The following is a 22138-nucleotide window of genomic DNA, read 5'->3' as shown; positions in this document are numbered from 1 at the left end:
ATGCCGGTCGATCCTCTTTTCGCAGCGATCAAGGATACCCAGATCTACGTCCTCGCGGGCGCATTTGCGACCGCCCGGCTGATCGGGCTGATGATGCTGATGCCGCTGTTTTCGCGGGTTCCGCTGACCGGCATCCTGCGAAACGGCGTGGCGCTGGCCTTTGCCGTCCCGATCATTCCGAGGATTGTCGACATCCTCACCCAGACCGAACTCGCCGCAACGATGATCGTTGCCTACATGCTGAAAGAATTCGTGGTCGGAGCAACCCTCGGGCTGGCCATGGGGGTTCCTTTCTGGGCCGCGGAAGCTGCTGGCGATATCCTTGACCTGCAACGCGGCTCGACCATGGGAACGTTGATCGATCCGATGATGACACACGAGACGAGCGCCACTGGCACCTTGCTCGGTATCATCATGATTACGCTCTATCTCGCGGCCGGGGGCCTCGAACTGACCTTGGACATCCTTTATGACAGCTACGGCCTATGGCCGGTCGACCATCTTATGCCGGTATTCAGCAAGGAAGCCGCGCCGATTTTCCTTGATCTACTCACCCGCACTCTGTCGATGGCGCTGACGCTGGTTTTCCCGCTGATCGTCAGTTTGCTGCTTTCCGACCTAGTCCTTGCGTTCATTTCGCGCGCATCGCCGCATCTTAACATCTTCACGCTTTCGCTCATTGTGAAGACGTTGGTTTTCAGCTTGGTACTTGTTCTCTATGCGGCTTTCCTGCTCTCCTACATGAATCGCAATTTGGGCTTTCTGCTCGAGGCCAAGGAAAAAATCGAGGCGATCGGCTCCTTCGCCCAGTAACCATAACACCAGCGGCTATACAGGGCTGTCACTGGCCGGGCGATTGAACCAAGCCGCTGGCGCCGCGGCAGATGCCGGGTGGGTCTGCGGCTGCCGAGCACGGCGCCGCTACACCTCGCCGCGGCGGTGTTAAAAAAGGCAGCACGGTGCGCGCTCCTTGGCAAGATGAGGGCCGGCCTCTTAGAGATTTCGCGCTCCCAGAGCCATCATGTCGATCAGGTCACAATTATGGGCTCATATCGGAGAGTCGTCATCGCCTGGATGTTAGATGTCGGCGGTCCAAATGGATTTCGGTTTTGATTTGCTTCTCCTTAGCGTTGCGATGGAGCCGATCGCTCAGGTGTGACGCATCCTCGTGATCCGGCTTCGCGAATGACAGCCTTCGAAGGAGAAACTTATGTCTGACAGTGTCCCCAGCACTACCTCCACTACCACATCACCTAATTCGGGAACTATCGACGAATATCAGCAGTGGTCGGAGTTGATGTTTCAGGATCAGCTCGAAGTGGCGAAAATCCAGGCAACCCAGGCGGTCCATCAGACGACCGCGCAGGCTCTGGGGCAGTCCGGTCGATAGAGTGTTCGGAATATTCAGCGCCGCCGAGTGAAGAACCGGCGGCGCTGTTTTCAGGCCGAGTACAGCTTTTCGCCAAGCAGCGCTTGAAGCGTTGAATGCCCCGCAGGTGAAATTGGAATGAGTGCAGAATCGAACAGATTGTGGGGCGGATCGTTCTTGCCTCTGTTTCGGCGGAACCTCCATCATCCCGGCGGCGGAGCAGCGAGTCGCGACGTCACATTGCTGGTAACGCACGGGTTACATGCCGGCGCGGCGCTTGATCTTGCGGAACCAGTCTACACGGTAGGGTCGACCACAGAGTCAGATATCGTCCTTAGAGATTCCGGGATTGCACCCGTCCACGCTCGCCTACGCCGCAAGGGCGGCCAGGTGGAGATAGAAGCCCTCAGCGGCGACGTTACCCTGGCAAGCGATGAGGTTGTTTGGAAGGGCCACGGGCGCCGCTGCAAGTTGCCGGTGGAGGTTGTATTCGGCGAAGCTCGGATCCTTTTGACTTGCCCGTGGCAAGTGTCTGCTAATTTGCCGGCTGCCGGCAGGTCAACGCTTGTCGCGGCCGGGCTTGTAGCTGCTGCGTTCGTATTGTCCATCGCCTACCATGGTCTATCGGTGGCCGGGCCGGAACGATCCCTTCAACGCGACCGGTCGGACGAAGAGTCCACGAGGCTGCCTGTCGCCGATGGCACCCAGCAATTTGCCGAGACTGACGTGGCGCAATCCGGCCAGGCTGCGGCCGCACAGGCTCCGGTGAGCGCCAAAGAGGCCAGCAAGCAGCTCAAACTTCGACTGGCACAAGCCGGCATCGGTTCCTTGAGCGTCGAGATCAGCCATGGGCGGCTGACGGTGGCTGGAAGCATCCCGGCGCAGCAGGGCGAGGCTTGGACCGATATCCAGTCCTGGTTCGACCAGACCTATGGCGGCCATGTCCCGCTCATCTCCGATATCGTGACAGCAGGTGTCGAAAAAACGCCCCGGCTGCCACTGAAAGCAATCTGGTACGGTCAACGGCCCTACATCATCACAGCCGACGGCGCGCGCTACTATGAGGGCGCCTTCGTGAATGACGGCTGGACAATCAAGCAGATCGGCGAGAAGGAACTCCTGCTGACAAAAGGCGGCTCAACTGTCGCTTTGAAATATCCATGAACCGCCGCCTGGAGGGGCCGCGCTTCGACGCGGCCAGGGTAGATACATCCGGGCGCGCGGCGCAGCAAGCAGAGGGCGTTCGCGGCCAGCCAATCAACCGACGACGGCTGAACGGCGTCAACAAGGCGGCGGCCCGTGCGGGTGAGACTAGTAGCGCCTCGAGGTCCGACCGTTCGGAAGCCGCGGACTTTCAATCCTCATCGGTCGCCACCGGCAAATCCCTGGACGACGCCCTAATCGATTTCGTCATGCCGCGTATTTCCGAGCCCGCCATTCTGCGCCGGTCGCTTTCCATTCTCCAGCATTGCGTCACCCACCTTGTCCCCGATCTAGAAGGCGGCGAGCACATCAAAAGCCTCGCCCGGACGCTGATCCAAGATGAAATCGAGCGCCATCGGGAACTGCTCGGTCGCTTGCAGGGAGGGGTTGAGACCTGACCGACGCGCACGAAACGGTGCAGCTGCTGCATGTGCTCGGCTACTTGTACGGGTGTCATGGGCAAGTCAAACGCGGCGTCGCGTATCTGCTTATCGCTGCGCAGCTTTCTCCCGGCAATCCCGGTGTCCTCAAGACACTCGCCCACCTTCTAATACTCGACGGCGAAGCGGACAAGGCACTCGCTACCATTGCCAGATTGGAGACTTTGGACGGGATGGCTCACCCCACGCTTGCACTTCTAAAGAGCCGTGCGCTGCGAGCGGCGGGCCGGATGGCGGAGGCACGCCACGCATTCCGGGCCTGCCTGGCCCAGCGGGGTGGCGACTGATGTCCAACCGGCTTCTGCGGCTACTCGCGAAACTCTCAAACCGCGGCGATCTCGTCATCGCCATCCTGATGCTCACCGCCGTGGTGATGATGCTCATCCCGTTGCCGACCTTCCTTGTTGACATCCTGATCACCGCCAACATTGCAATAAGCGTTCTGATCCTACTGGTATCGTTTCATGTCGTTCATCCGTTGGAATTTTCGTCACTGCCCTCGGTGATCCTTATCGCCACCCTGTTTCGTCTGGCGATTACCATCTCCACCACGCGACTGATCCTGCTTCAGGCGGACGCAGGCCAAATCATCACTGCCTTCGGCACGTTCGTGGTCGGCGGCAGCGTCGTCGTTGGCATGATCATCTTTTTGATCATCACCATCGCGCAATTCATCGTTGTCGCAAAAGGCGCCGAGCGCGTCGCCGAAGTGGCCGCCCGCTTCACACTGGATGCTTTGCCGGGCAAACAAATGAGCATCGATGCAGAGCTACGCAACGGCGACATCGACCAGGCCGAGGCTCGCCGTCTGCGCCTTCAGCTCGAGCGCGAGAGCCAATTGTTCGGCGCGATGGACGGTGCCATGAAATTCGTCAAGGGCGATGTGATGGCCAGTATCGTCATCATTTTGGTCAACCTCATTGGCGGTTTCGCAGTCGGCACGCTGCAGAACGGCATGTCGCTCGGCGAAGCTGCCGTGACCTATTCGCTGCTCACGGTCGGCGATGGCCTTGTCGCCCAGATTCCTGCCCTGCTCATCGCCGTGGCGTCAGGCACTATGGTGACGCGCGTCGGCAGCGCGGACGGCAATGGCGACCTCGGCCGGCAGATCACCGGACAGCTGCTGCGCGATCCGCGTGCGCTGGCACTAGCGGCGGCGATCATGATCGGCCTCGCTCTGGTGCCGGGTTTTCCCACTGTGGTGTTCCTGGTTCTGGGAGCGGCTTTCGGGGCCGGAGCCTACGCGATCCATCGGCCGTTCGCGAAGACCGAGACGGTCGATGAAGCCAGAGCGGTCGAGACTGCGGAGCAACTTGCAATTTCGCCGGCAGCCTCGATCGGCAACATCAATGCAGCGCAATCTACGTCACGAATCGTCGTGCGGCTCGGTTCCGAACTCGGGCAATCGATCCCGGAGGCGGAATTCGGCGTGCAGGTGGTCCGCAGCCGCCGCGAATTGTTCGCCGACCTGGGCGTCGATGTGCCCGCAATCGGCTTGCTTGTCGACAAGGCTCTCGCGCCTCGTCATATCCGCATCGACCTCGAGGGCGCGCCGATCCTCAACGCTGAAATTCCAGCCGAGCGAGTGTTGGTCGCGGAAGATAAGACCCATCTTGACTTGCTCGGTGTCGGCCATGACGTTGGCCCTCCGGTCGCCGGGCGGCACAACACGATCTGGGTTGATGCGCGTCACACTGCCGTCTTGAAAGAAGCCGGCCTCAGCTTTTTCCCTCCCGTCGAAGCGTCGGGCAAATGGCTCGCCCATACGCTCAGGCTCTATGCTGGCCATTTCGTCGGCATCCAGGAAACGCGCCGGCTTCTATCCGATATCGAGCCGGACTATGCCGATCTCGTCAAGGAAGCCCGGGACATCCTGCCGCTTCAGAGGATCGCCGAGGTGCTTCGCCGGCTGGTCGCCGAAAACGTGCCGATCCGCAACCTTCGTCTCGTCCTGGAAGCGCTTATTGAATGGGGCCAGCGCGAACAGGATGTCGTTCTACTTACCGAGCATGTGCGCATTGCCCTGAAGCGCCAGATCAGTTTCCGCTCGGCTGACCGGAACAACATAATCGCCGCCTATGTCCTGCAACGGTCGGCCGAAGAGATATTGAGAGCCGCCGTGCAGGCCACTTCCAGCGGCACCTTCCTCGACCTTTCCGACGAGGAAGCGCAGTCACTTGTGAAACAAATCGAGCGGGCATTGTCCGAGACATCGGCCGCCGTCCTGCCAGTCGTGCTTACGGCCATGGACGTGCGCCTGCACATGCGCAGCCTTTTGGTGCACAACGGCATCGAGCTGCCGGTGCTTTCCTATCAGGAACTCGCGGCCGAGTTCAACGTCCAGCCGCTGGCGGCGATAGCTGCCGAGCAGGGGGCTCGGAAAACCTCACAATCACTGCCGGGGACGCGGTCGCAAGCCGGGCAGGAGGCCACCCCCTGATGCAGCGATGCAGAGAGCTCGGAATAAGAAAATGGGCAAGAGAGGGACAGCATGACAACCCACGATATCGCAAAGGGCACTCGACCGGCCGCCGGCGCAGGGCGGAAGCTGGTCGCCCGGTCGTGGTCTATCGCGGTGTTGTTGTGTTTGGTGGTGATTTTGGGGACGCCAAAGGATCTGAAGGCGCAGCAAGTGTCACCACTGCCGAGTCGGCCGACCATCGAGCTACCAATCGGGCAAGGACGCATCCTGCGTTTCAATGAACCAGTGGAATCAGTGCTGATTGCCGACACCACCATTGCTGATCTGCAGGTGGTGTCGCCCGACATCGTCTATGTCTTTGGCCTGAAGTCTGGCGTCACCAACCTGATAGCGATCACCGCCGATCAGCGGATCGAGGCAACGGCGCAGTTCCGTGTCACCCCAGACAAAACACCGGCAAATGAAGCCAAGCGCGCCTTGCAGCCGACATCGTCTGCCGACCTGTCCATCTTCGGCAACCGCATCGTGGCAACCGGCGACACGCTGAACGTCACCGAAGCTGTCGATGTCGACAATGTAGCGCGAACATTTTCGCCGCCGGAGCAGCCGCCGATCAACAACACCACCGTGCAGGGAGCCCAGCAGGTCAACATCCGCGTTCGGTTCGCCGAGGTCTCGCGCACGGAACTTCAGTCGTACGGCGTGGATTGGTCGGTCGGCTACAAATCCAGCGGTTTCGAATTTAGCATGTTTCAAAACAATGCCGTCCCGATAGGCGACGCAGGAAATCTGGGTTTCTCGGGCGAAGCCGACGGCTTCAACTTCGATGTCCTTATCGAAGCCCTGCAGCGCAACGGCATCGTCAAGATCCTGGCCGAGCCGAACCTGACTGCGGTGACTGGCCAGACCGCGAGTTTCCTCGCTGGCGGCGAAATCCCGGTTCCGATCCCGCAGAGCCAGGATACGGTTACTGTGGATTACAAGTCTTTCGGTGTTTCGTTGACTTTCACGCCGACCTTGATCGGGCGCAACCGCATCGGCCTTCACGTCAAACCGGAAGTCAGCTCGATTTCGGTGAGCGGAACGGCCGTCAGCGTCAATGGCTTCAACCTGCCGAGTTTCGTGGTGCGCAAGGCCGACACCATCGTCGAGGTGGCGAGCGGACAGACATTCGCAATCGCCGGCCTGTTCCAGCAAAACTTCACTCGCAGTCTCGAAAAGTTCCCCGTACTGGGTGACGTCCCGGTCCTCGGCGCGCTGTTCCAGTCGCAGCGCTTCCAGAAGGAAGAGACCGAACTTGTCATCCTCATCACGCCTTATCTGGTCGAACCGGTCAGGGACAGCCTGGCATTGCCTATTGATCGCCCCTCCGGCAAGCGCCCCAGCCGAACACGTTCGAACGACCCATCCTCAATGGGCCTCATCATCAAGTAGCGGAGGACGACCTATGACACATCCACTCGTCTTCCGTGCCGGGCTCGCACTGCCACTGGTCGCGCTCGCCGGCTGCGTCAATAACAAGCTGCAGCCCGAGGATTATTCGCCCGGCTACAGCTATGTCGCGACCAACGCCTCCGGCGGCTCTGAAAAGGCCGTCGGAGGTTCGGCGCTTGCGCCAAACGCCTGCCTGGCCGAGCCGGTGGACGACGATCTGTCGCCTGCCGCGACCGATCTTACGATTGTTTCCGGCGTCGGCACCCATTTGCCGCCCGGCTGCGCCAATGCCTACAATCTTCAGCGCATAGTGGAAAGTGACCGCGATCTGATCGAGGGACGTCGGATGGGACCGGCGGCGGCAGCTCCGACGGCTCGGGCGGCACGCCGGTATCTCTACGGCGACGAGTCGCCAGTCGGTGGTGCGAACGCCGCGCCTCTGGAGGCGAGTACGACACTGCCGGCAGATAACTGATCGATCGATCGGCGGTATGTCGATCACGATTAAATACGGAGAGGTGGATATGCGGCCGCGTATCGTGTTTTTGCCCATTGTCGCAATATTAGCGCTGGCGGGCTGCCAGACGGTCAAATCCAAGGCCGATTCGGATGCTGCCCAGGCGCAAACCGCCTCGACGCAATCGGACCGGCTGATCAAGCTGGCTGCAGAGATCGAGGAACGCGGGGAAACTGAGACCGCTCTCGCGCTCTATCAACGGGCCACCGCGTTGCCGGATGCGAAGCCGACCACCTTCGTGAAGGCAGGCGGGGCCTATATGCGTGCCGGCTACCCGACCGAAGCGGCTCAGGCGTACCGTTTCGCTCTCTCGAAAGTGCCGGCTGACGGCCAGGCCATGCTTGGCCTGGGTTCCGCGATGATAGAGACAGGCGACGTCGATGCCGGTATTCGCGCGCTCGCCCAAGCGGCGCCAATTGTGAACACCAGCTCGGCCTACAACCGGCTCGGCGTGGCACAGACCTTCGCCGGCCATGTTGACGAAGCGCAGGCCACTTTCGGCCAGGCACTCAAGCTGCAGCCGGGCGATCTCGACATCGAGACCAACATGGCATTGGCGGCAGCACTCGGAGGCAATTCCGCCGCGGCGGTTCCGCTGATCCAGAAGATTGCCGCGGCACCCAATGCGCAACTGCACCACAAGCGCAACGTGGTTGTGGTCTACGGCCTGCTTGGCCAAGCCTATCAGGTCAAGGCCGTGCCTCCGACTGGCCTCTCGAGCAAGGAGATCAGCGCTTTGCTCATCCGCGCCAAATCAATACGCGCAAAAGGAAGCGCGAAGGCGAAAGCGAAAGCACTCGGATCGATCGTTGGGTAGCGTTCGCGCCTTATAGGGGAAGGTGCAGGCACCCGACCAAACGTCCGGCAAATTGGTGAGCGCAGAGCTGACGGTGATACATACATGTCGCAAGAAGAAGCCGAGGAAAAACAATTACCCGCTTCTGATAAGAAGTTGCGCGACTCGCGACGAAAGGGAAAGGTCTCGCAAAGCCGCGACCTGATTGCCGGTTTTCCTCTGCTGGCGGCGCTCGCCTACCTGTTTTTCATCTGGGAGACCGTCCTGGGACTACTTGCCCAGCTTGTGCAAACGGTCACGGCGTCGAACGGGTCGTTCGAGGAAGTCAGCCTGCGTGCAATCCGGCACACTGTCACTTCCATGTTTCTGATCACCGGCCCCCTGGCCAGCATAGTCATCGTTTTCACTCTGCTCTTCGGCGCGGTCGCGACATCAGGGCCGGTCTTTTCCTTTGAGCCGGTCAAGCCTCGGTTTGATCACATAAATCCGGCCAAGGGTCTAAAGAGGATCGTGTCGCTTCGCAACGTCGTCGAATTTGCCAAGGGGCTGGCGAAGGTCTTATTCCTGGCATGCCTGTTCGTGGCTGTCCTGCTCACCTATCTGCAACCACTTTTCGACGCACCCGGTTGCGGCGAGACTTGCATTGGGCCAATGATCAAGTCCGTGCTGACCCCACTGGGTGCGGCTGCGGCGCTGGGTTTCATATCGATCGGACTGATCGACGTGCCGCTGCAGCGCTGGCTTTTCCTGCGCGATATGCGGATGACCCGCACCGACTTCAAGCGCGAGCACAAGGACCTCGTAGGCGATCCGCTCATCCGCCAGGAACTGCAGCGCCAGCGCCGCGAAGCGGTTACTCGTCCGCTAAGGCTCGGCATTAAGAACGCCGTCCTCGTCTTTGCCGCCGACGACCGGGTAGTCGCGCTGCGTTATGTCAAGAAGGAGACGCCGATCCCGATCGTTGTCGGCAAAGGGCAGGGTCACAGTGCGGAGGCCATGATCGCCGAAGCACGGCGACTCGGCATTCCGATCGTAGAAGACGATACGCTGGTCCAGCCACTTTTTGAGACGATCGGGATCGGCGCCTACATCACCCAACACCTGTTTCCCCCGATCATACGCCATCTCGTGCGCAATGGGCTCGCTTGATGAGCATTTCAGTTAGACCCACACCCTACACAGTCATTCGGCTGCATCCTAAAGCTTCTCGAATACAGACCGATTGCCTTTGCGCACGCTGTCTTCGAGGGACCTCTCTGCTCGCCAAAATCGAACTGACGAGCGGCCGAAATCCCCATGCCTGCTGTTTACGCCCGAGTGACTGCCGTCCGCCACCATGGCTTTCTACGTCGACGACATGGATGGCGCCATCGCCTTTCTAAATCAGAACGGAGGTTCAGCCGACCTCCTATAGGGGGCCGGACCTCGGCGTGACGTGGTGCTACTTCATGGCGCCTTGGGACTGTAGCTCGAATCGTGGTCGGCGCTGAGGGGGGAACCGTATTTGATCGCGACATGGGCATACGTGCGTTTTCCCACCCGGCTTTTGTCGGGAAACGACGATCTGATCCGAAACCGCACGTCGCCACCGGCGAATGATCAAGAGCGATCGGGCGCGGCTTCACCGCGACGGCTCGGCACGCAGGCTATGGTGCTTCGGCTGCATTTTTCTGAAACTTCTTGAACACGAACCGTTTGCCTTCGAGCACGCTATCTTCGAGCGATTTCGCATTCGCCATATGGGCAGCGATGGCGCTGGCCAGCATGCAGCCCGTCCCGCGCATCGTTCCGGCAAGGCGCGGCCTGTCGAAGCAAATTGCTTCCTGATTGGAACTCAACAAAACATCGGTTGAACGCGGTCCCGTCGCGTGGCCACCCTTGATCAACAGCGCCTGCGGCCCAGCCTCAAGCAATTTTCTTCCCTGCCGCAGCCTGTCGTCATCGTCCGCTGCCACTTCCGAACCGACAAGGGCCGCCAGCTCGATGAGATTTGGCGTGACGAGCCGGCAGAGCGGTAAGAAATCCCGCTTCATGATGCCGATCGCGTTCGCTTCAAGTAGCGGCCTGCCCGAAGAGGAAGCCAGCACCGGGTCGAGTACTGCCGGTATCAGTGGATATTCGCTGAGCACGGCCGCAACCGCCACAAAGACCCGCCCCGTTGCAAGCATGCCGATCTTGATGGCCGCGACCTGGTTGGCCTGCAGCGCAGCGCGCATCTGATCGGCCACCAGACCTGGTTCCATAGGGTGGATATCCAGGACGGCTTCGTGCGTCTGAACCGTTAGCGCGGTGACAGCAAGGCAGGTGCGCACGCCAATTAAAGAGATCGTTTCGATATCGCGTGCGATTCCAGCCCCACCGCTGGAGTCCGACGCGCCAACCACAAGCACATGCGGTTCTCGCCTCAGCGCCATTGGTCTGTCTTTTCGATCCATTCTCGCGTGCGCGCTTCGGGGTCGTCGTTCAGCGTGATGTCGGTCACCACGGCCGCGCTGTCAGCACCAGCCGCAAAGACACCGATGAGCCGGTCAGGGTTGAGGCCACCAATGGCGACTAAGGGAACCGGTGCGACCCGGCGTTTCCACTCGCTGATCCGTTCGACCCCTTGCGGCGCCCATTTCATCTGTTTCAGGATGGTGGGATAGATGGGGCCTAGCGCGATGTAGTCGGGCTCGGCGGTCAAGGCCGTTTCAAGTTCGACATGATCATGCGTGCTGAGCCCGAGCCGCACGCCGGCTGCCCGTATGCGCGCGAGGTCGGCGTTCTGCAAATCCTCTTGGCCAAGATGCACGAAGTCGCAGCCCTCCTCGATTGCCAGGCGCCAGTGATCGTTAACGATGAGCTGGCATTCGTGCTGGGCGCACAGGGCCCTCGCCTTCCGGATTTCGGTGCGCAACCCAGCCTCATCCATGGTCTTGATGCGAAGCTGAACCAGCCTGACTCCGAGCCGCACCAGTCGCTCGATCCAAGCAGCACTGTCAACGATCAGGTAGAAGGGGTCGAAGCATCATGAAAAAACTGCCGTGCCGATCGTGGGCGTCGACGGCACGGCGACGTCGCGCGGTTCGAGCAGTCCCGAGCAGAATGCTTCACGGCCAGCGTCGACCGCCTTGGCGAAAGCACGCGCCATGCCGACCGGATCGGCCGCCCTGGCAACCGCTGTGTTCAAAAGCACAGCGTCAAAGCCGTATTCCATGACGGTTGCCGCGTGCGAGGGCCGTCCGAGCCCCGCATCAACAATCAGCGGGACGGCAGGGAAATGCCCACGCATCGAGCGCAGCGCGGTGATGTTGATCGGCCCGAGGGCGGAGCCGATCGGTGCGCACCACGGCATTAAGACCTTGCAGCCCGCCTCTAGCAGCCGCTCGGCGACTACAAGGTCCTCGGTGGTATAAGGGAATACGGTAAAACCGTCCTCGCACAGGATGCGGGCGGCTTCGACCAGGCCGAACACGTCCGGCTGCAGAGTGTCGTGGTTGCCGATCACTTCGAGCTTGATCCAGGTCGTACCGAAGACTTCGCGTGCCATTTTCGCGGTCGTGACCGCTTCTTTGACGGAGTGGCAGCCGGCAGTGTTGGGCAGGATTCTGACGCCGAGCGAGCCGATCAGCGACCAGAATTTTTCGCCATCCCTGCCGCCCGCCATCTCACGGCGCAACGAGACAGTCACCACCGACGTGCCCGACGCCTTGACTGCATCGGCAAGGACGGCTGGCGAGGCGTATTGAGCCGTGCCGAGGAGCAGGCGCGACGGAAGCGTGGTTCCCAGAAGAGCGAACATGGTCTAGCCCCCTTGCATTGGCGACAGGATTTCGATCCGGTCTCCATCGCTCAGCTGGAAGTCCGCCCGGTTGGTTTTATGCACGAGGTCACTGTTGACGGCCGTTGCCAGCCAGTCGCCCTCATAGTCGAGCGCTGCGAGCAGCTCGGCCAGCGTAGTGGCGGCAATCTCATACGCTTCGCCGTTGACCAGCAGTTTCATGAGCAAGCTCCTTCTCGGTCTTGATTGAACACCAGGTCGGCCGCCTGGCGCGCCATGGCAGGGGCGAGAAGAAAGCCATGCCGATAAAGCCCGTTGATCGCGACGGTATCTCCGCTCGTTTCGACCCGCGGCAGGTTGTCTGGAAATGCCGGGCGAACGCCGACGCCGGTCTCAACGATGCCAGCTTCGCCGAATGCCGGATGGAGTCCGCAGGCGGCGCCGAGAAGCTCCATAATCGAACGGACCGTGACCGGTTCCGCGGATTGGCTCTCGATCATCGTCGCTCCGGCCATGAAACGGTGACCGGTGCGCGGCACCAGATAGAGCGGAAAGCGCGGATGCAGCAGCCCGACCGGGCGCGACAGTCGGATATCAGGCGTGCGCAGTATCAGCATCTCGCCACGAACGCCGCGCAGCCTGTCATCGACGGCGGCCATCCCCCTGCAGTCGATCTGTCGATCGAAATTGGAAACTCGCCGGACGTCGGCGCCGAAGTGGAATTCGACGCCCATGTCCGCGAGCTTGTCATGAAGTGCTCGCATCGCCTGGCGCGGGTCGAGATGTGCCTCGTCGGAGAAGAACAGCCCCCGCCGGAAGCGCCCGGCGAGGTCGGGCTCCAGCAACGCAAGTTCGCTTTCATCGATACGCCGATGCCCCGACGTGCGACTGGCGAACCGGTCGAGCTCGCCTGCATCTCGCGGTGCAGCAACGACCAGCGTTCCGGCCCGTGTCACCTGACCGGGCGTCGCCGCGTCCCACCAGTCGGCGGCATCGCGACCGAGATCCAGCACCGGCTGCTCGGCGCTTTCACGCTCGCACCACGGCGCCAGCATGCCGCCGGCGAACCACGACGCATTGCCACCCAGGCTACGTCTTGTCTCGGCCACGGTCACCGCCGCGCCGCGTATGGCGAGCTCGAAGGCGGCAGTGAGGCCAGCGACGCCAGCCCCGTTGACCAGCACCCTCATGATCGCTCATGCGCCTCCGGCACGCGTGGTGCGTTAGTCTCGTCCGCCGGCATGTAGAGATCGCCGCCCTCGCGGTATTTCTGCGCCATTGCCGCCATGCCCTCCTTCTGCGCTTCGGCGCGGATGTCGTGGGAGATGCGCATCGAACAGAATTTCGGCCCGCACATGGAGCAGAAATGCGCCAGCTTGTGGGCCTCCTTGGGCAAGGTCTGATCGTGGAAGGACCGCGCGGTTTCGGGATCGAGCGACAGGTTGAACTGGTCCTCCCAGCGGAACTCGAAGCGCGCGCGGGAAAGGGCATCATCCCTGAGTTTTGCCGCTGGATGCCCCTTAGCCAGATCGGCGGCATGGGCAGCTATCTTGTAGGTGATCACGCCAACCTTGACATCGTTGCGATCGGGAAGGCCGAGATGCTCCTTGGGCGTGACGTAGCAGAGCATGGCGGTGCCGAACCAACCTATCATGGCGGCGCCGATGCCTGAGGTGATGTGGTCGTAGCCCGGCGCGATGTCGGTCGTCAGCGGTCCAAGCGTATAGAATGGCGCCTCGCCGCACACAGCGAGCTGCTTGTCCATATTCTCCTTGATCTTGTGCATCGGTACGTGGCCGGGCCCCTCGATCATCACCTGGCAATCCTTGGCCCAGGCGATCTTCGTCAGCTCGCCGAGCGTTTCCAGCTCCGCGAATTGCGCGGCGTCGTTGGCGTCGGCGATCGAGCCCGGACGCAGCCCATCGCCCAGCGAAAAGGACACATCATAGGCGCGGCAGATGTCGCAGATTTCGGCGAAATGCTCGTAAAGGAAGCTCTCCCGGTGATGGTGCAGGCACCATTTGGCCATGATCGAGCCGCCGCGCGAGACGATACCCGTGACCCGGTCAACGGTCAGCGGGATATAGTGCAGCCGCACGCCGGCATGGATAGTGAAATAGTCGACACCCTGTTCGGCCTGTTCGATCAGCGTGTCGCGGTAGACCTCCCAGGTCAGATCCTCGGCAATGCCGTTAACCTTTTCGAGCGCCTGATAGAGCGGCACCGTGCCGATCGGCACCGGCGCATTGCGCACGATCCATTCGCGGATGTTGTGGATGTTGCGGCCGGTCGACAGGTCCATCACCGTATCGGCGCCCCAGCGGATCGACCAGACCATCTTTTCGACCTCCTCGGCCATCGAGGAGGTGACCGCCGAATTGCCGATATTGGCGTTGATCTTCACCAGGAAATTGCGGCCGATGATCATCGGCTCGCTCTCGGGATGATTGATGTTGGCGGGAATGATTGCCCGTCCGCGCGCCACCTCGTCGCGCACGAATTCGGGTGTGACGAAATCGGGGATCGCCGCGCCGAAGGCTTCGCCATCGCGCTCAACTTTGCCACGCAGGATCTCGCGGCCGAGGTTCTCGCGGATGGCCACGAACTCCATTTCTGGCGTGATGATGCCGGCGCGCGCATAGGCAAGCTGGGTCACTGCCTTGCCCGATCTGGCCCTGAGCGGGCGGTTGCGAACGGGAAATTCCGGCGTCAGGCGCTCGCCCACGGCGAACCCGTTGTCTTCCGGCCGGACATGGCGACCCTCATAGGCTTCGACATCGCCGCGCGCGGTAATCCATTCGTGGCGAAGCCGGGCAAGGCCCCTTTCGATGCTGGTTTCGACAGTCGGGTCTGTGTAGGGGCCGGATGGATCGTAGACGGTAACGGGCGGCTCGCCGGCCGTCGGATGGACGGAGATTTCGCGCATTGGCACCCTGATCTGCGGGTGGATAGTGCCGAGCTTGTGGACTTTTCGTGAGGCGGGCAGCGGTCCCGTCGACACGGCGGGGGTAAGGGCATTCATCGTGAGGCTCCTTTGCTCATGCATTGGAGACCCAGTTCTGTGCCGGAAGGATGAAAAGACGCTTTGGCCTGCCTGTTCAATACAGGACTACGGGCGTGAACTCCCGCAAAGCGCTTGCACCGTCCCTACGCCAGTATGAACTGGATCAGGTTCAACGGGTCACTGCGCCGCGAAAGCCAGCAGTATCTCAGCCCCTTGCCGGGACTCCCCTGGTGAATGCGTCAAGTTGAACGGGCCCGTGCCATGTTGTCAAGCGCGTTCGGCCGGCGGTAGTGGGTCAGTTTGAAATCTGCCCCCTCGCTCGTCGCGATCCGGGCCGAAATCCCATATGCTTATCGCAAGCAACGAGATTTGAGATGAGCTTGATGGTCAGCACACCTGAGGATGCCGCGACTGCCTTTGCCGATGCTTGGAATAGGCACGATATGGATGACTTCGCAGCGTTGTTCGCCAACGATGCTAATTTCGTCAATGTCGTAGGCGTGTGGTGGAAGAACCGCACCGAGATCGAAGCGGCGCATCGCGCAACTCATGAAACCATGTTTCGTGATAGCCGATTGGAAGGTGATGTCTCGGCAGTTGTGGAATTAGCTCCCGGTCTTGCATCCGTGCACTACACATGGACCCTGACTGGCGCATCCGCCCCGGACGGCTCACCCGCTGGAACACGAGAGGGCATTCTGCTTCTGATTGTGAAGGAAGAACAGTCGGGCTGGCAGATAAAGGTGGCCCAAAACACTGACATTGTTGCGGGGGCGATTGCTCCCCCTTCAAGCGCAAAGAGATAACTATGCCTGTAGGACCTAAGTACAGAAGCGCCCCGCCGACGTGATCGGCAATGCCGTCCGCGCATGATTCCACTCATGGGTCGCGACAGTCGCGATGCATCATCAACAGATCACCCGAGACGGCGAAGGTCTCAATGCAGTGGTGTCAGGGGCTGGAATTCGGGAGCGGCATGCTTCTCTCTACCATGGCTGGCAGGCAGGCAAATGCGAACAGTCAGCCCGGTGGGGGCTCGGCCGAGAAGCGCGATTTCGCCTTGATGGCGTCTGACGACATCCCGCGCAATGGACAGTCCCAATCCGAAACCGCTGCGTTCCGTCGATGTGCGAGCGCTATCGCTTTTGAAGAACGGCTCAAAGACTTTTTGGCGCTGCGACTCGGGGATTCCCGGACCATCGTCGGAAATATCGATCTGGACACTATGTGAGGCGGCGAGCGAAAGCCGCACATCCACTAACGTTCCATTCTTTACGCCGTTTTCGACGACGTTTGTGATCGCCCTCATCAGCGTGTTGCGCCGACAGGTGATAACGCAACGGTCGGGACCGTGGTAGGAAACCTGATGACCCATGTCGCTGAAATCCGTGCAAATCGTCTGCAGCAGACTGGCTAATTCGACGCGTTGCATTGGCTCGGAGCGGTCATCCTCGCGCAAATAGGTGAGAGTCTCGGCAAGCATGCCACTGATTTTGCCGATGTCGCGCAGCATCTGGTCCCGAATCGAAGGATTGGGGAGCTGCTCAGTCCGCAATCGCAGCCGCGTCAAGGGCGTGCGAAGGTCATGGCTAATTGCGGCGAGCATACGAGTGCGGTCATCGATCATCGCCCGGATCCGATCGCGCATATGGTTCATGGCACGCGCCACTTGGGCGACCTCTTTCGGTCCCTCTTCGCTCAAAATCCGATCATCGCTAGTCGGCCGTCCAAAAGAGTGTGCCGCCGCGGCGATCGAGGAAAGTGGCGCTGTAATCCAGCGCACGGCGTATACCGGAATGAAAAGAATAAAGAGTGTGACAACGACAAGAACAAATGTCCCCGGCACAAGGAGAAACCTCATCCATCCTGGAAGGGGCGGACTGTCAAAAACGAGGGCGCTCTGCTGATCGAGCCTGACCACCATTGTCCCCCGTTGGGCCGGCGGTGCGCGGTCTCTTAGGACCTTGACCCCGTAGGTATGCTCCAGCCGTTCGTCAGCTATACGTTCCTGTTCGGACGGGCTAGCTGGCGAGGGTGCCAATTGCGGGAGTGGTATTCTTCGCACCCCCATCCCCGATTCGCGTGCCATTTCGAGCAATTTCAAAAGGTCTTCTGGCGATTTCGCCGCTTTAGCCAATTTCGTGATGGCGATCACACGGCCAATGCCAAAGCTCGATCGCTTCGAAAGCTCCGATTCATAGGAGAACAAGAGCACGATCATAAACGTAACCAGGCTCGCCGCCACGAGAGAAGCGATGACCAGCCCGGTGATTTGCCCAGTTACCGTCTGTGGCAGAACACGCGCAACCAAGCGCATCAGGTCGGCTCCACCTTGGGTGTGAAAATATATCCACCGAGCCGAACGGTTTTGATCAGCTTTGGGTATCTTGGATCCGCCTCGATCTTCTGCCGGATGCGACTTACGTGGATATCGATGCTGCGTTCGATCGGGCCGGCCAACCCGCCGTGGGTGAGCTTGAGAAGCCCCTCACGCGAAAGCACCTGACCAGGGTTACGGCACAAAGCAAGAAGCAGATCGAATTCGGCACTCGTAACAGTCACCTGTGCGTCGTCCGGGCTGCGCAGTTCGCGTGCGGAGGGATCGATCAGCCAGCCATCGAAACGGAGGGGCCTCCCAGCAATGCCTCGCCGCCCCTTGTCGTGCGTGCGCCGCAGCAGAGCTCGGATACGCGCCACGAGCTCCCGCGAACTGAAAGGCTTTGCGACATAGTCGTCTGCGCCAACCTCCAGCCCAACCACTCGGTCGATCTCCTGATCGAGGGAGGTCAACATGATGATCGGTATTTGCGAAGTGGCCCGCAGCCGGCGGCAAATGCTGATTCCGTCCTCTCCGGGCAACATGATGTCGAGCAGGATGACGTCCACACAGCCTTGCTCGAGGATTCGGTCCATTTCCGGCCCTGTGCCTGCCAAGGAAGCGACGAAACCATTCTTGGACAGGACCTCGGACAGAATCCGCGAGATCTCCACGTCGTCCTCAACGAGCAGGACATGCGTGGCGGAAGTGGACAGATCTTGCAGCATTCGGAATCCACTAGCGAACCACGACCTGGCTTCATTTTCTATGGATGAGCCGAGGCTGTCATCGCGCCATTTATATTTTTTTGTTTCTAAAAGTTGCGGCCTTCGTTGAGAACCCGGCAATCCAACGCCGGGGCAGAAACCTATCTTAACATCACTTCAAACCAGAGCGGCCGGTCAATGCTTATCCTGAAGCACGTCCCTTGGAGACCTTCATGTATTCAAAAGCACCAGCCGCTCCAATCAAGCCTTTTAGAGTTCTCAAGCCGGACATGTGCGCGAAGTGCGAACCTTCCGCCGTGGTCACGCGAGTTCCATCAAATCCATCCGACCGGCGCAATTGCGAGATGTTCCGGACCCTGGCGCTGCCGGATCGGCCTGGACTGGCGTTATGCCGAGCCCACAAACGTATTCTCCGCGGGGTGGGACCTGGCGACGGCCCGCCTGCTCTTCAGCGCAACGTGATGCGCCTGCACCGGTCCAGGCTTTGACGAATAGGCACTCAATTGAATGCAGACCACACTCTCGGTTCACGCAGGTGGACGAAACGCAGGGACGGCAAGGAAGCCTCGCACCGCGTGGGGTCCCGGTGATGGAAGCGCGCTCGGGCCAACCCAAAAGTAAACGCTCGCGCCGGCTTTGGACCGTTGCGATTATAATTTTGTCGATCGCCGGTGGCAGCGGTACATATGCGATGCTGAATCGACAGGCTTCGATGCAGTTTCGGACTGCGCGTGTGGCGATTGGCTCAGTGGAGGAGACAATCACCGCGCTGGGCTCGCTCGAGCCCAAGGAGTATGTCGATGTCGGCGCCCAAGTATCCGGTCAGCTCAAGAAGCTGCATGTGGAACGCGGCGAGCGCGTCGTGCAAGGGGACCTCCTTGCAGAGATTGACGCCACCGTCCTTGCAGCAAAGGTGACCTCGGACGAAGCCAGGCTCAAAAGCGTGCAGGCAATGGCCGAACAGCAGCGTGTTGAGCTCGACCTGGCCGGCGCGTCCCTGAAGCGCACGCAACAGCTCTTCGACAAGAATACGGCCAGCGCTGAGGCGCTGGATACCGCGCGCGCCGGCGTCCGCATCGCAGAAGCGAAACTGCGATCTCTCGAGGCGCAGGTCGAGGAGGCCGAAGCCACGCTCGACGGGAACCAGGCTGGCCTCGGGTACACCAAGATTTTCGCTCCGCTTGGCGGAACCATTGTGTCGATCGCTGCTGTGGAGGGGCAGACATTGAATGCAACTCAGCAGGCACCCTCCATCCTTCGCATCGCCAATCTGGACGTAATGACTGTTAGGGCACAGGTCGCTGAAGCGGATGTCGGCGACATCACGCCGGGCATGCCGGCTTTTTTCCGGACGCTGGGGAATGATGAGGAGACCTGGCGAGCGACCGTAGCTCAGGTGCTGCCGACACCTGAAAGTGTAAATGACGTCATTCTCTATAACGTCCTTATTGATATCCCTAACAATGAACATCGGCTGATGATCGACATGACGGCCCAGGTATTCTTCGTAAAAAGCGCGGTCTCAAACGTACCGATCGTTCCGGTTGCGGCGCTGCGGCCCGTGCGCTCGGGAGCTGCCGAATGGGAGGCTCGCGTGGTTAGCGCCAATGGAATTGAGCGGCGGACTGTTCGGACGGGGGTGACTAACCGGACCGAAGCAGAAGTTATCTCCGGCCTTGAAACGGGAGAGGAGGTCGTGACCGGAGTTATTGATGGTGTGGCAAGGCGAGGACCCGGAACACGGCGCCCCATCGAGGGAGCGGGCAGCCCAGATGCGGGTGCCCGCTCCTCCGGTGCAAGGCTGGGGTTCTAAATGGTCGACCAGGTTCAGATCCCTGCGAACCTCTTGGAGAGTTCCGTGTCGTCAATCCCGCTTATCGAACTCCGGGATGCGTGGAAGACACATGTCAGCGGCGAGTCGACCGTAAACGCGATTGGCGGCGTCGGTTTTAGGATCGACGCGGGGGAGTTTGTCGCAATCGTGGGCCCTTCCGGTTCTGGAAAGTCGACGATGATGCACATCCTCGGCTGCCTCGACCGGCCGACTAGAGGCAGCTATCTGGTCTGGGGCAGGGATGTTTCCAGCCTGTCCCCCGATGAGCTCGCTGCACTTCGGCGAGAGATGTTCGGTTTCGTGTTCCAGCGCTACAATCTCCTGACCGATGCGACCGCCGCCGAGAATGTCGAAATCCCTGCGATTTACGCAGGTCAGCCCAAAAAGCTCAGATGGCAGCGCGCGTGTGACTTGTTGAACGCACTCGGACTTGGCGAGCGCATAAACCATTGGCCGGCTCAACTGTCTGGCGGCGAGCAGCAGCGGGTGTCTATCGCTCGCGCGTTAATGAATGATCCGCCGGTGATCCTCGCAGATGAGCCGACGGGCGCTCTGGATATGCGCAACGGCGAAGAGGTAATGCGGCTTCTCAAGCAACTGCACATGCAAGGCAGAACGATCGTGCTTATTACGCATGACCCTGCGCTCGCCCAGAAGGCCGACCGTCTCATCCAGCTGCGCGACGGGCGCGTCGTCGCCGACGAGAGCCACACCAACTCTGGGCCAGCAGCTCGTTGGGAAAAGCGCAGTGCCTCCGGCCAAAGAAGCGGGTCTTCCCTGAGCGACGATCTCTGGCAGGCAGTCATTCAGGCCTTCCGCTCGATGCGTGCCAATCGTTTCCGAACGGCACTAACGCTTCTTGGCGTGGTAATTGGCGTCGCTGCAGTCGTGGCGGTGCTCGCGATCGGAAGCGGTAGCACCAAAAACATCATGGACCAGATTGCCGCGATGGGCACCAATGTCCTGAACGTGCGCCCCGGAGCGCCAGGAACGCGGGTTTCTGGCGATGTTGCAACGCTGACAGCGCAGGACGCCGAGGCAATTGCAGCAATGCCCAATGTGGCCACCGTAGCGCCGACCAGGGCGGCACCTATGACCATACGGGCCGGAAAAATCGACCACCGCACCCAAGTTCAGGGAACCTGGCCTGAATTCGTGGCGGCCGGGAACTGGGCGATGTCAGACGGTGTATTTTTCGATCAGGACGACCTGAGGAGCTTTTCCCCCGTCGTCGTTCTGGGCGCTACAGTCGCCAAAAATCTCTTTCCAGAGCGCACCAGTCCGGTCGGCAAGTACGTTCTTCTTCGCAATGTTCCTTTTGAAGTCATTGGTGTCCTTGCTCCCAAGGGAGCCTCGCCAATGGGCAGCGACATGGATGATACAGCGGTCGTCCCACTCACCACAGGTTTCATGCGCTTGTATGGGCAGCGCTATTTGAGCTCGATCACCGTAAGCGTCGAAGACGTGGAGCAGATTCAGGTGACGGAGACCGGCCTGCGGGAGCTCCTGCTCTCTCTTCATGGGACCGAGGATTTCCAGATCCGCAATGCGACCGCCATATTGGACACCGCTCAGTCCATGCGCAGCACTATGGCGCTTTATCTCGGGGCAGTCGGTTTTATTTCGCTCGTAATCGGTGGCATTGGGGTGATGAACATCATGCTTGTGAGCGTCACCGAGCGCACGCGCGAGATCGGCGTTCGCATGGCAACCGGCGCGCGACGGCGAAATATCATGCTGCAGTTCAACACCGAAGCAGTCGTGATTTGCGGGATTGGCGGGGTCATTGGGATCCTCAGTGGCCTCGCCATCATAGGGACGCTGTGGTTCGCGGGTATCAGCGTTGTCGTTGCGCCGATCCCGGGTGTAATTGCATTCGGCTGCGCATTTCTGACAGGCCTGCTTTCTGGTTTCCTACCGGCCCGAACGGCCTCGCGGCTCGACCCAGTCGCTGCGCTTGCATCCGAGTGATCCTTCGGCTCATTCCCTGGACTTTCCTTCCCGTCGTTCGTCTCGCGGCCTATGTGAGGTCGTACAACGCGTGGTTCCCATTTGTCGAAATGCCGCCGTGCTCGACCGGCTCAGCAATATTTCTTCATTTCAATTAAAACCGACGCCCTCACTAAGCGGGTATGTCAGGCGTGATCATCAACAAGCGAGACTTTCAATGAAAGATACAGTCATTCTGGTTGCCTCTGTGGTCCTCTTTTCACAAGGCGCTTGGGCCCAACAGCAGCAACACGAAAAGGTGGAGGTCCCATCAGAATTGCGGCTTATGTGCCGGGACGAAATCCGAAAGATATGCGGCCACTCC

Annotated in this window: 20 protein-coding genes, 1 pseudogene and 1 riboswitch; of the genes and pseudogenes, 13 read left to right on the top strand and 8 right to left on the bottom strand. The window is 60.4% G+C overall.

The window, feature by feature from the left end; translation table 11 throughout:
- The 10 genes from sctT (at position 1) to AC0L25_RS05260 (ending at position 9330) form a co-directional block, all read left to right on the top strand.
- On the top strand, positions 1–813 hold the full coding sequence (sctT, locus tag AC0L25_RS05305) for a type III secretion system export apparatus subunit SctT (protein ID WP_473594514.1): 813 nt from the start codon (positions 1–3) through the stop codon (positions 811–813).
- A gap of 397 nt (positions 814–1210) precedes the next feature.
- Entirely contained in the window at positions 1211–1390 is a 180-nt protein-coding gene (locus tag AC0L25_RS05300; RefSeq protein ID WP_473594513.1) for a hypothetical protein, read from the top strand.
- A gap of 138 nt (positions 1391–1528) precedes the next feature.
- Positions 1529–2533 (top strand): FHA domain-containing protein, encoded by a 1005-nt coding sequence (locus AC0L25_RS05295; RefSeq protein WP_473594512.1) that lies wholly within the window; start codon positions 1529–1531, stop codon positions 2531–2533.
- Positions 2530–2970 carry a hypothetical protein gene (locus AC0L25_RS05290; RefSeq protein ID WP_473594511.1) on the top strand — a complete coding sequence of 147 codons (441 nt, stop codon included), beginning with the start codon at positions 2530–2532 and terminating at the stop codon, positions 2968–2970. The genes AC0L25_RS05295 and AC0L25_RS05290 overlap by 4 nt, the downstream gene beginning before the upstream one ends.
- A gap of 17 nt (positions 2971–2987) precedes the next feature.
- A complete protein-coding gene (locus AC0L25_RS05285; protein WP_473594510.1) occupies positions 2988–3299 on the top strand; it encodes a tetratricopeptide repeat protein in 312 nt (103 codons plus the stop codon).
- Entirely contained in the window at positions 3299–5452 is a 2154-nt protein-coding gene (sctV, locus tag AC0L25_RS05280) for a type III secretion system export apparatus subunit SctV (protein ID WP_473594509.1), read from the top strand. Before AC0L25_RS05285 ends, sctV begins: the two co-directional genes overlap by 1 nt.
- Before the next feature lie 51 nt (positions 5453–5503).
- A complete protein-coding gene (locus tag AC0L25_RS05275; RefSeq protein ID WP_473594508.1) occupies positions 5504–6868 on the top strand; it encodes a type II and III secretion system protein family protein in 1365 nt (454 codons plus the stop codon).
- Between the two features lie 13 nt (positions 6869–6881).
- Positions 6882–7343, top strand: coding sequence for a hypothetical protein (locus AC0L25_RS05270; protein ID WP_473594507.1), 462 nt, complete (start codon positions 6882–6884; stop codon positions 7341–7343).
- Between the two features lie 49 nt (positions 7344–7392).
- Positions 7393–8202, top strand: a complete 810-nt coding sequence (locus AC0L25_RS05265) for a tetratricopeptide repeat protein (RefSeq protein ID WP_473594506.1) — start codon at positions 7393–7395, stop codon at positions 8200–8202.
- A gap of 84 nt (positions 8203–8286) precedes the next feature.
- On the top strand, positions 8287–9330 hold the full coding sequence (locus AC0L25_RS05260) for an EscU/YscU/HrcU family type III secretion system export apparatus switch protein (RefSeq protein ID WP_473594505.1): 1044 nt from the start codon (positions 8287–8289) through the stop codon (positions 9328–9330).
- 497 nt (positions 9331–9827) lie between these two features.
- Here the strand turns inward: AC0L25_RS05260 and AC0L25_RS05255 are convergent, their stop codons facing one another.
- The 6 genes and pseudogenes from AC0L25_RS05255 to thiC all read right to left on the bottom strand — a co-directional run bounded on the left by AC0L25_RS05255 (position 9828) and on the right by thiC (position 14963).
- Positions 9828–10595: a hydroxymethylpyrimidine/phosphomethylpyrimidine kinase gene (locus AC0L25_RS05255; RefSeq protein WP_473594504.1), complete on the bottom strand. Its 768-nt coding sequence runs from the start codon at positions 10593–10595 to the stop codon at positions 9828–9830.
- Positions 10586–11170 carry a thiamine phosphate synthase gene (locus tag AC0L25_RS05250; protein WP_473594547.1) on the bottom strand — a complete coding sequence of 195 codons (585 nt, stop codon included), beginning with the start codon at positions 11168–11170 and terminating at the stop codon, positions 10586–10588. The genes AC0L25_RS05255 and AC0L25_RS05250 overlap by 10 nt, the downstream gene beginning before the upstream one ends.
- 18 nt (positions 11171–11188) lie before the next feature.
- The gene (locus AC0L25_RS05245) at positions 11189–11962 is read right to left on the bottom strand and encodes a thiazole synthase (protein ID WP_473594503.1); all 774 of its coding nucleotides are present in this window, start codon (positions 11960–11962) and stop codon (positions 11189–11191) included.
- Between the two features lie 3 nt (positions 11963–11965).
- Positions 11966–12163 (bottom strand): sulfur carrier protein ThiS, encoded by a 198-nt coding sequence (gene thiS / locus AC0L25_RS05240; protein ID WP_473594502.1) that lies wholly within the window; start codon positions 12161–12163, stop codon positions 11966–11968.
- Positions 12132–13131 (bottom strand): annotated as a pseudogene (gene thiO, locus AC0L25_RS05235) (glycine oxidase ThiO). The gene thiS and the pseudogene thiO overlap by 32 nt, the downstream one beginning before the upstream one ends.
- Complete coding sequence (thiC, locus tag AC0L25_RS05230; RefSeq protein WP_473594501.1) at positions 13128–14963, bottom strand: phosphomethylpyrimidine synthase ThiC; 1836 nt, start codon at positions 14961–14963, stop codon at positions 13128–13130. The pseudogene thiO and the gene thiC overlap by 4 nt, the downstream one beginning before the upstream one ends.
- A gap of 104 nt (positions 14964–15067) precedes the next feature.
- Positions 15068–15184: riboswitch (TPP riboswitch) on the bottom strand.
- A gap of 135 nt (positions 15185–15319) precedes the next feature.
- Between thiC and AC0L25_RS05225 the strand changes: the two genes are divergently transcribed.
- Positions 15320–15751, top strand: a complete 432-nt coding sequence (locus AC0L25_RS05225; protein WP_473594500.1) for an SgcJ/EcaC family oxidoreductase — start codon at positions 15320–15322, stop codon at positions 15749–15751.
- Between the two features lie 131 nt (positions 15752–15882).
- Here AC0L25_RS05225 and AC0L25_RS05220 read toward each other — a convergent pair whose 3' ends face one another.
- Both AC0L25_RS05220 and AC0L25_RS05215 read right to left on the bottom strand, forming a co-directional pair.
- Entirely contained in the window at positions 15883–17262 is a 1380-nt protein-coding gene (locus tag AC0L25_RS05220; RefSeq protein WP_473594499.1) for an ATP-binding protein, read from the bottom strand.
- On the bottom strand, positions 17262–17990 hold the full coding sequence (locus AC0L25_RS05215) for a response regulator (RefSeq protein WP_473594498.1): 729 nt from the start codon (positions 17988–17990) through the stop codon (positions 17262–17264). Before AC0L25_RS05215 ends, AC0L25_RS05220 begins: the two co-directional genes overlap by 1 nt.
- A gap of 589 nt (positions 17991–18579) precedes the next feature.
- Here AC0L25_RS05215 and AC0L25_RS05210 point away from each other — a divergent pair.
- Positions 18580–19803 carry an efflux RND transporter periplasmic adaptor subunit gene (locus tag AC0L25_RS05210; protein WP_473594497.1) on the top strand — a complete coding sequence of 408 codons (1224 nt, stop codon included), beginning with the start codon at positions 18580–18582 and terminating at the stop codon, positions 19801–19803.
- A complete protein-coding gene (locus AC0L25_RS05205) occupies positions 19804–21795 on the top strand; it encodes a MacB family efflux pump subunit (RefSeq protein WP_473594496.1) in 1992 nt (663 codons plus the stop codon).
- The last annotated feature ends 343 nt before the right edge of the window (positions 21796–22138 follow it).

It is taken from the genome of Mesorhizobium sp. WSM4813 (genome assembly GCF_055811555.1).
The sequence above is the reverse complement of the archived record's forward strand: the minus strand, read 5'-3'. Positions and strand labels throughout refer to the sequence as shown.

Excerpts from the sequence above, each read along its gene's own strand:
- AC0L25_RS05225 (WP_473594500.1), top strand. The coding sequence starts at position 15,320 with ATGAGCTTGATGGTCAGCACACCTGAGGATGCCGCGACTGCCTTTGCC.
- AC0L25_RS05270 (WP_473594507.1), top strand. The coding sequence starts at position 6,882 with ATGACACATCCACTCGTCTTCCGTGCCGGGCTCGCACTGCCACTGGTC.
- AC0L25_RS05215 (WP_473594498.1), bottom strand. The coding sequence starts at position 17,990 with ATGCTGCAAGATCTGTCCACTTCCGCCACGCATGTCCTGCTCGTTGAG.
- thiS (WP_473594502.1), bottom strand. The coding sequence starts at position 12,163 with ATGAAACTGCTGGTCAACGGCGAAGCGTATGAGATTGCCGCCACTACG.
- AC0L25_RS05265 (WP_473594506.1), top strand. The coding sequence starts at position 7,393 with ATGCGGCCGCGTATCGTGTTTTTGCCCATTGTCGCAATATTAGCGCTG.
- AC0L25_RS05255 (WP_473594504.1), bottom strand. The coding sequence starts at position 10,595 with ATGGCGCTGAGGCGAGAACCGCATGTGCTTGTGGTTGGCGCGTCGGAC.
- sctV (WP_473594509.1), top strand. The coding sequence starts at position 3,299 with ATGTCCAACCGGCTTCTGCGGCTACTCGCGAAACTCTCAAACCGCGGC.
- AC0L25_RS05205 (WP_473594496.1), top strand. The coding sequence starts at position 19,804 with ATGGTCGACCAGGTTCAGATCCCTGCGAACCTCTTGGAGAGTTCCGTG.
- sctT (WP_473594514.1), top strand. The coding sequence starts at position 1 with ATGCCGGTCGATCCTCTTTTCGCAGCGATCAAGGATACCCAGATCTAC.
- AC0L25_RS05245 (WP_473594503.1), bottom strand. The coding sequence starts at position 11,962 with ATGTTCGCTCTTCTGGGAACCACGCTTCCGTCGCGCCTGCTCCTCGGC.
- AC0L25_RS05220 (WP_473594499.1), bottom strand. The coding sequence starts at position 17,262 with ATGCGCTTGGTTGCGCGTGTTCTGCCACAGACGGTAACTGGGCAAATC.
- AC0L25_RS05275 (WP_473594508.1), top strand. The coding sequence starts at position 5,504 with ATGACAACCCACGATATCGCAAAGGGCACTCGACCGGCCGCCGGCGCA.
- thiC (WP_473594501.1), bottom strand. The coding sequence starts at position 14,963 with ATGAATGCCCTTACCCCCGCCGTGTCGACGGGACCGCTGCCCGCCTCA.
- AC0L25_RS05210 (WP_473594497.1), top strand. The coding sequence starts at position 18,580 with ATGGAAGCGCGCTCGGGCCAACCCAAAAGTAAACGCTCGCGCCGGCTT.
- AC0L25_RS05290 (WP_473594511.1), top strand. The coding sequence starts at position 2,530 with ATGAACCGCCGCCTGGAGGGGCCGCGCTTCGACGCGGCCAGGGTAGAT.
- AC0L25_RS05300 (WP_473594513.1), top strand. The coding sequence starts at position 1,211 with ATGTCTGACAGTGTCCCCAGCACTACCTCCACTACCACATCACCTAAT.
- AC0L25_RS05260 (WP_473594505.1), top strand. The coding sequence starts at position 8,287 with ATGTCGCAAGAAGAAGCCGAGGAAAAACAATTACCCGCTTCTGATAAG.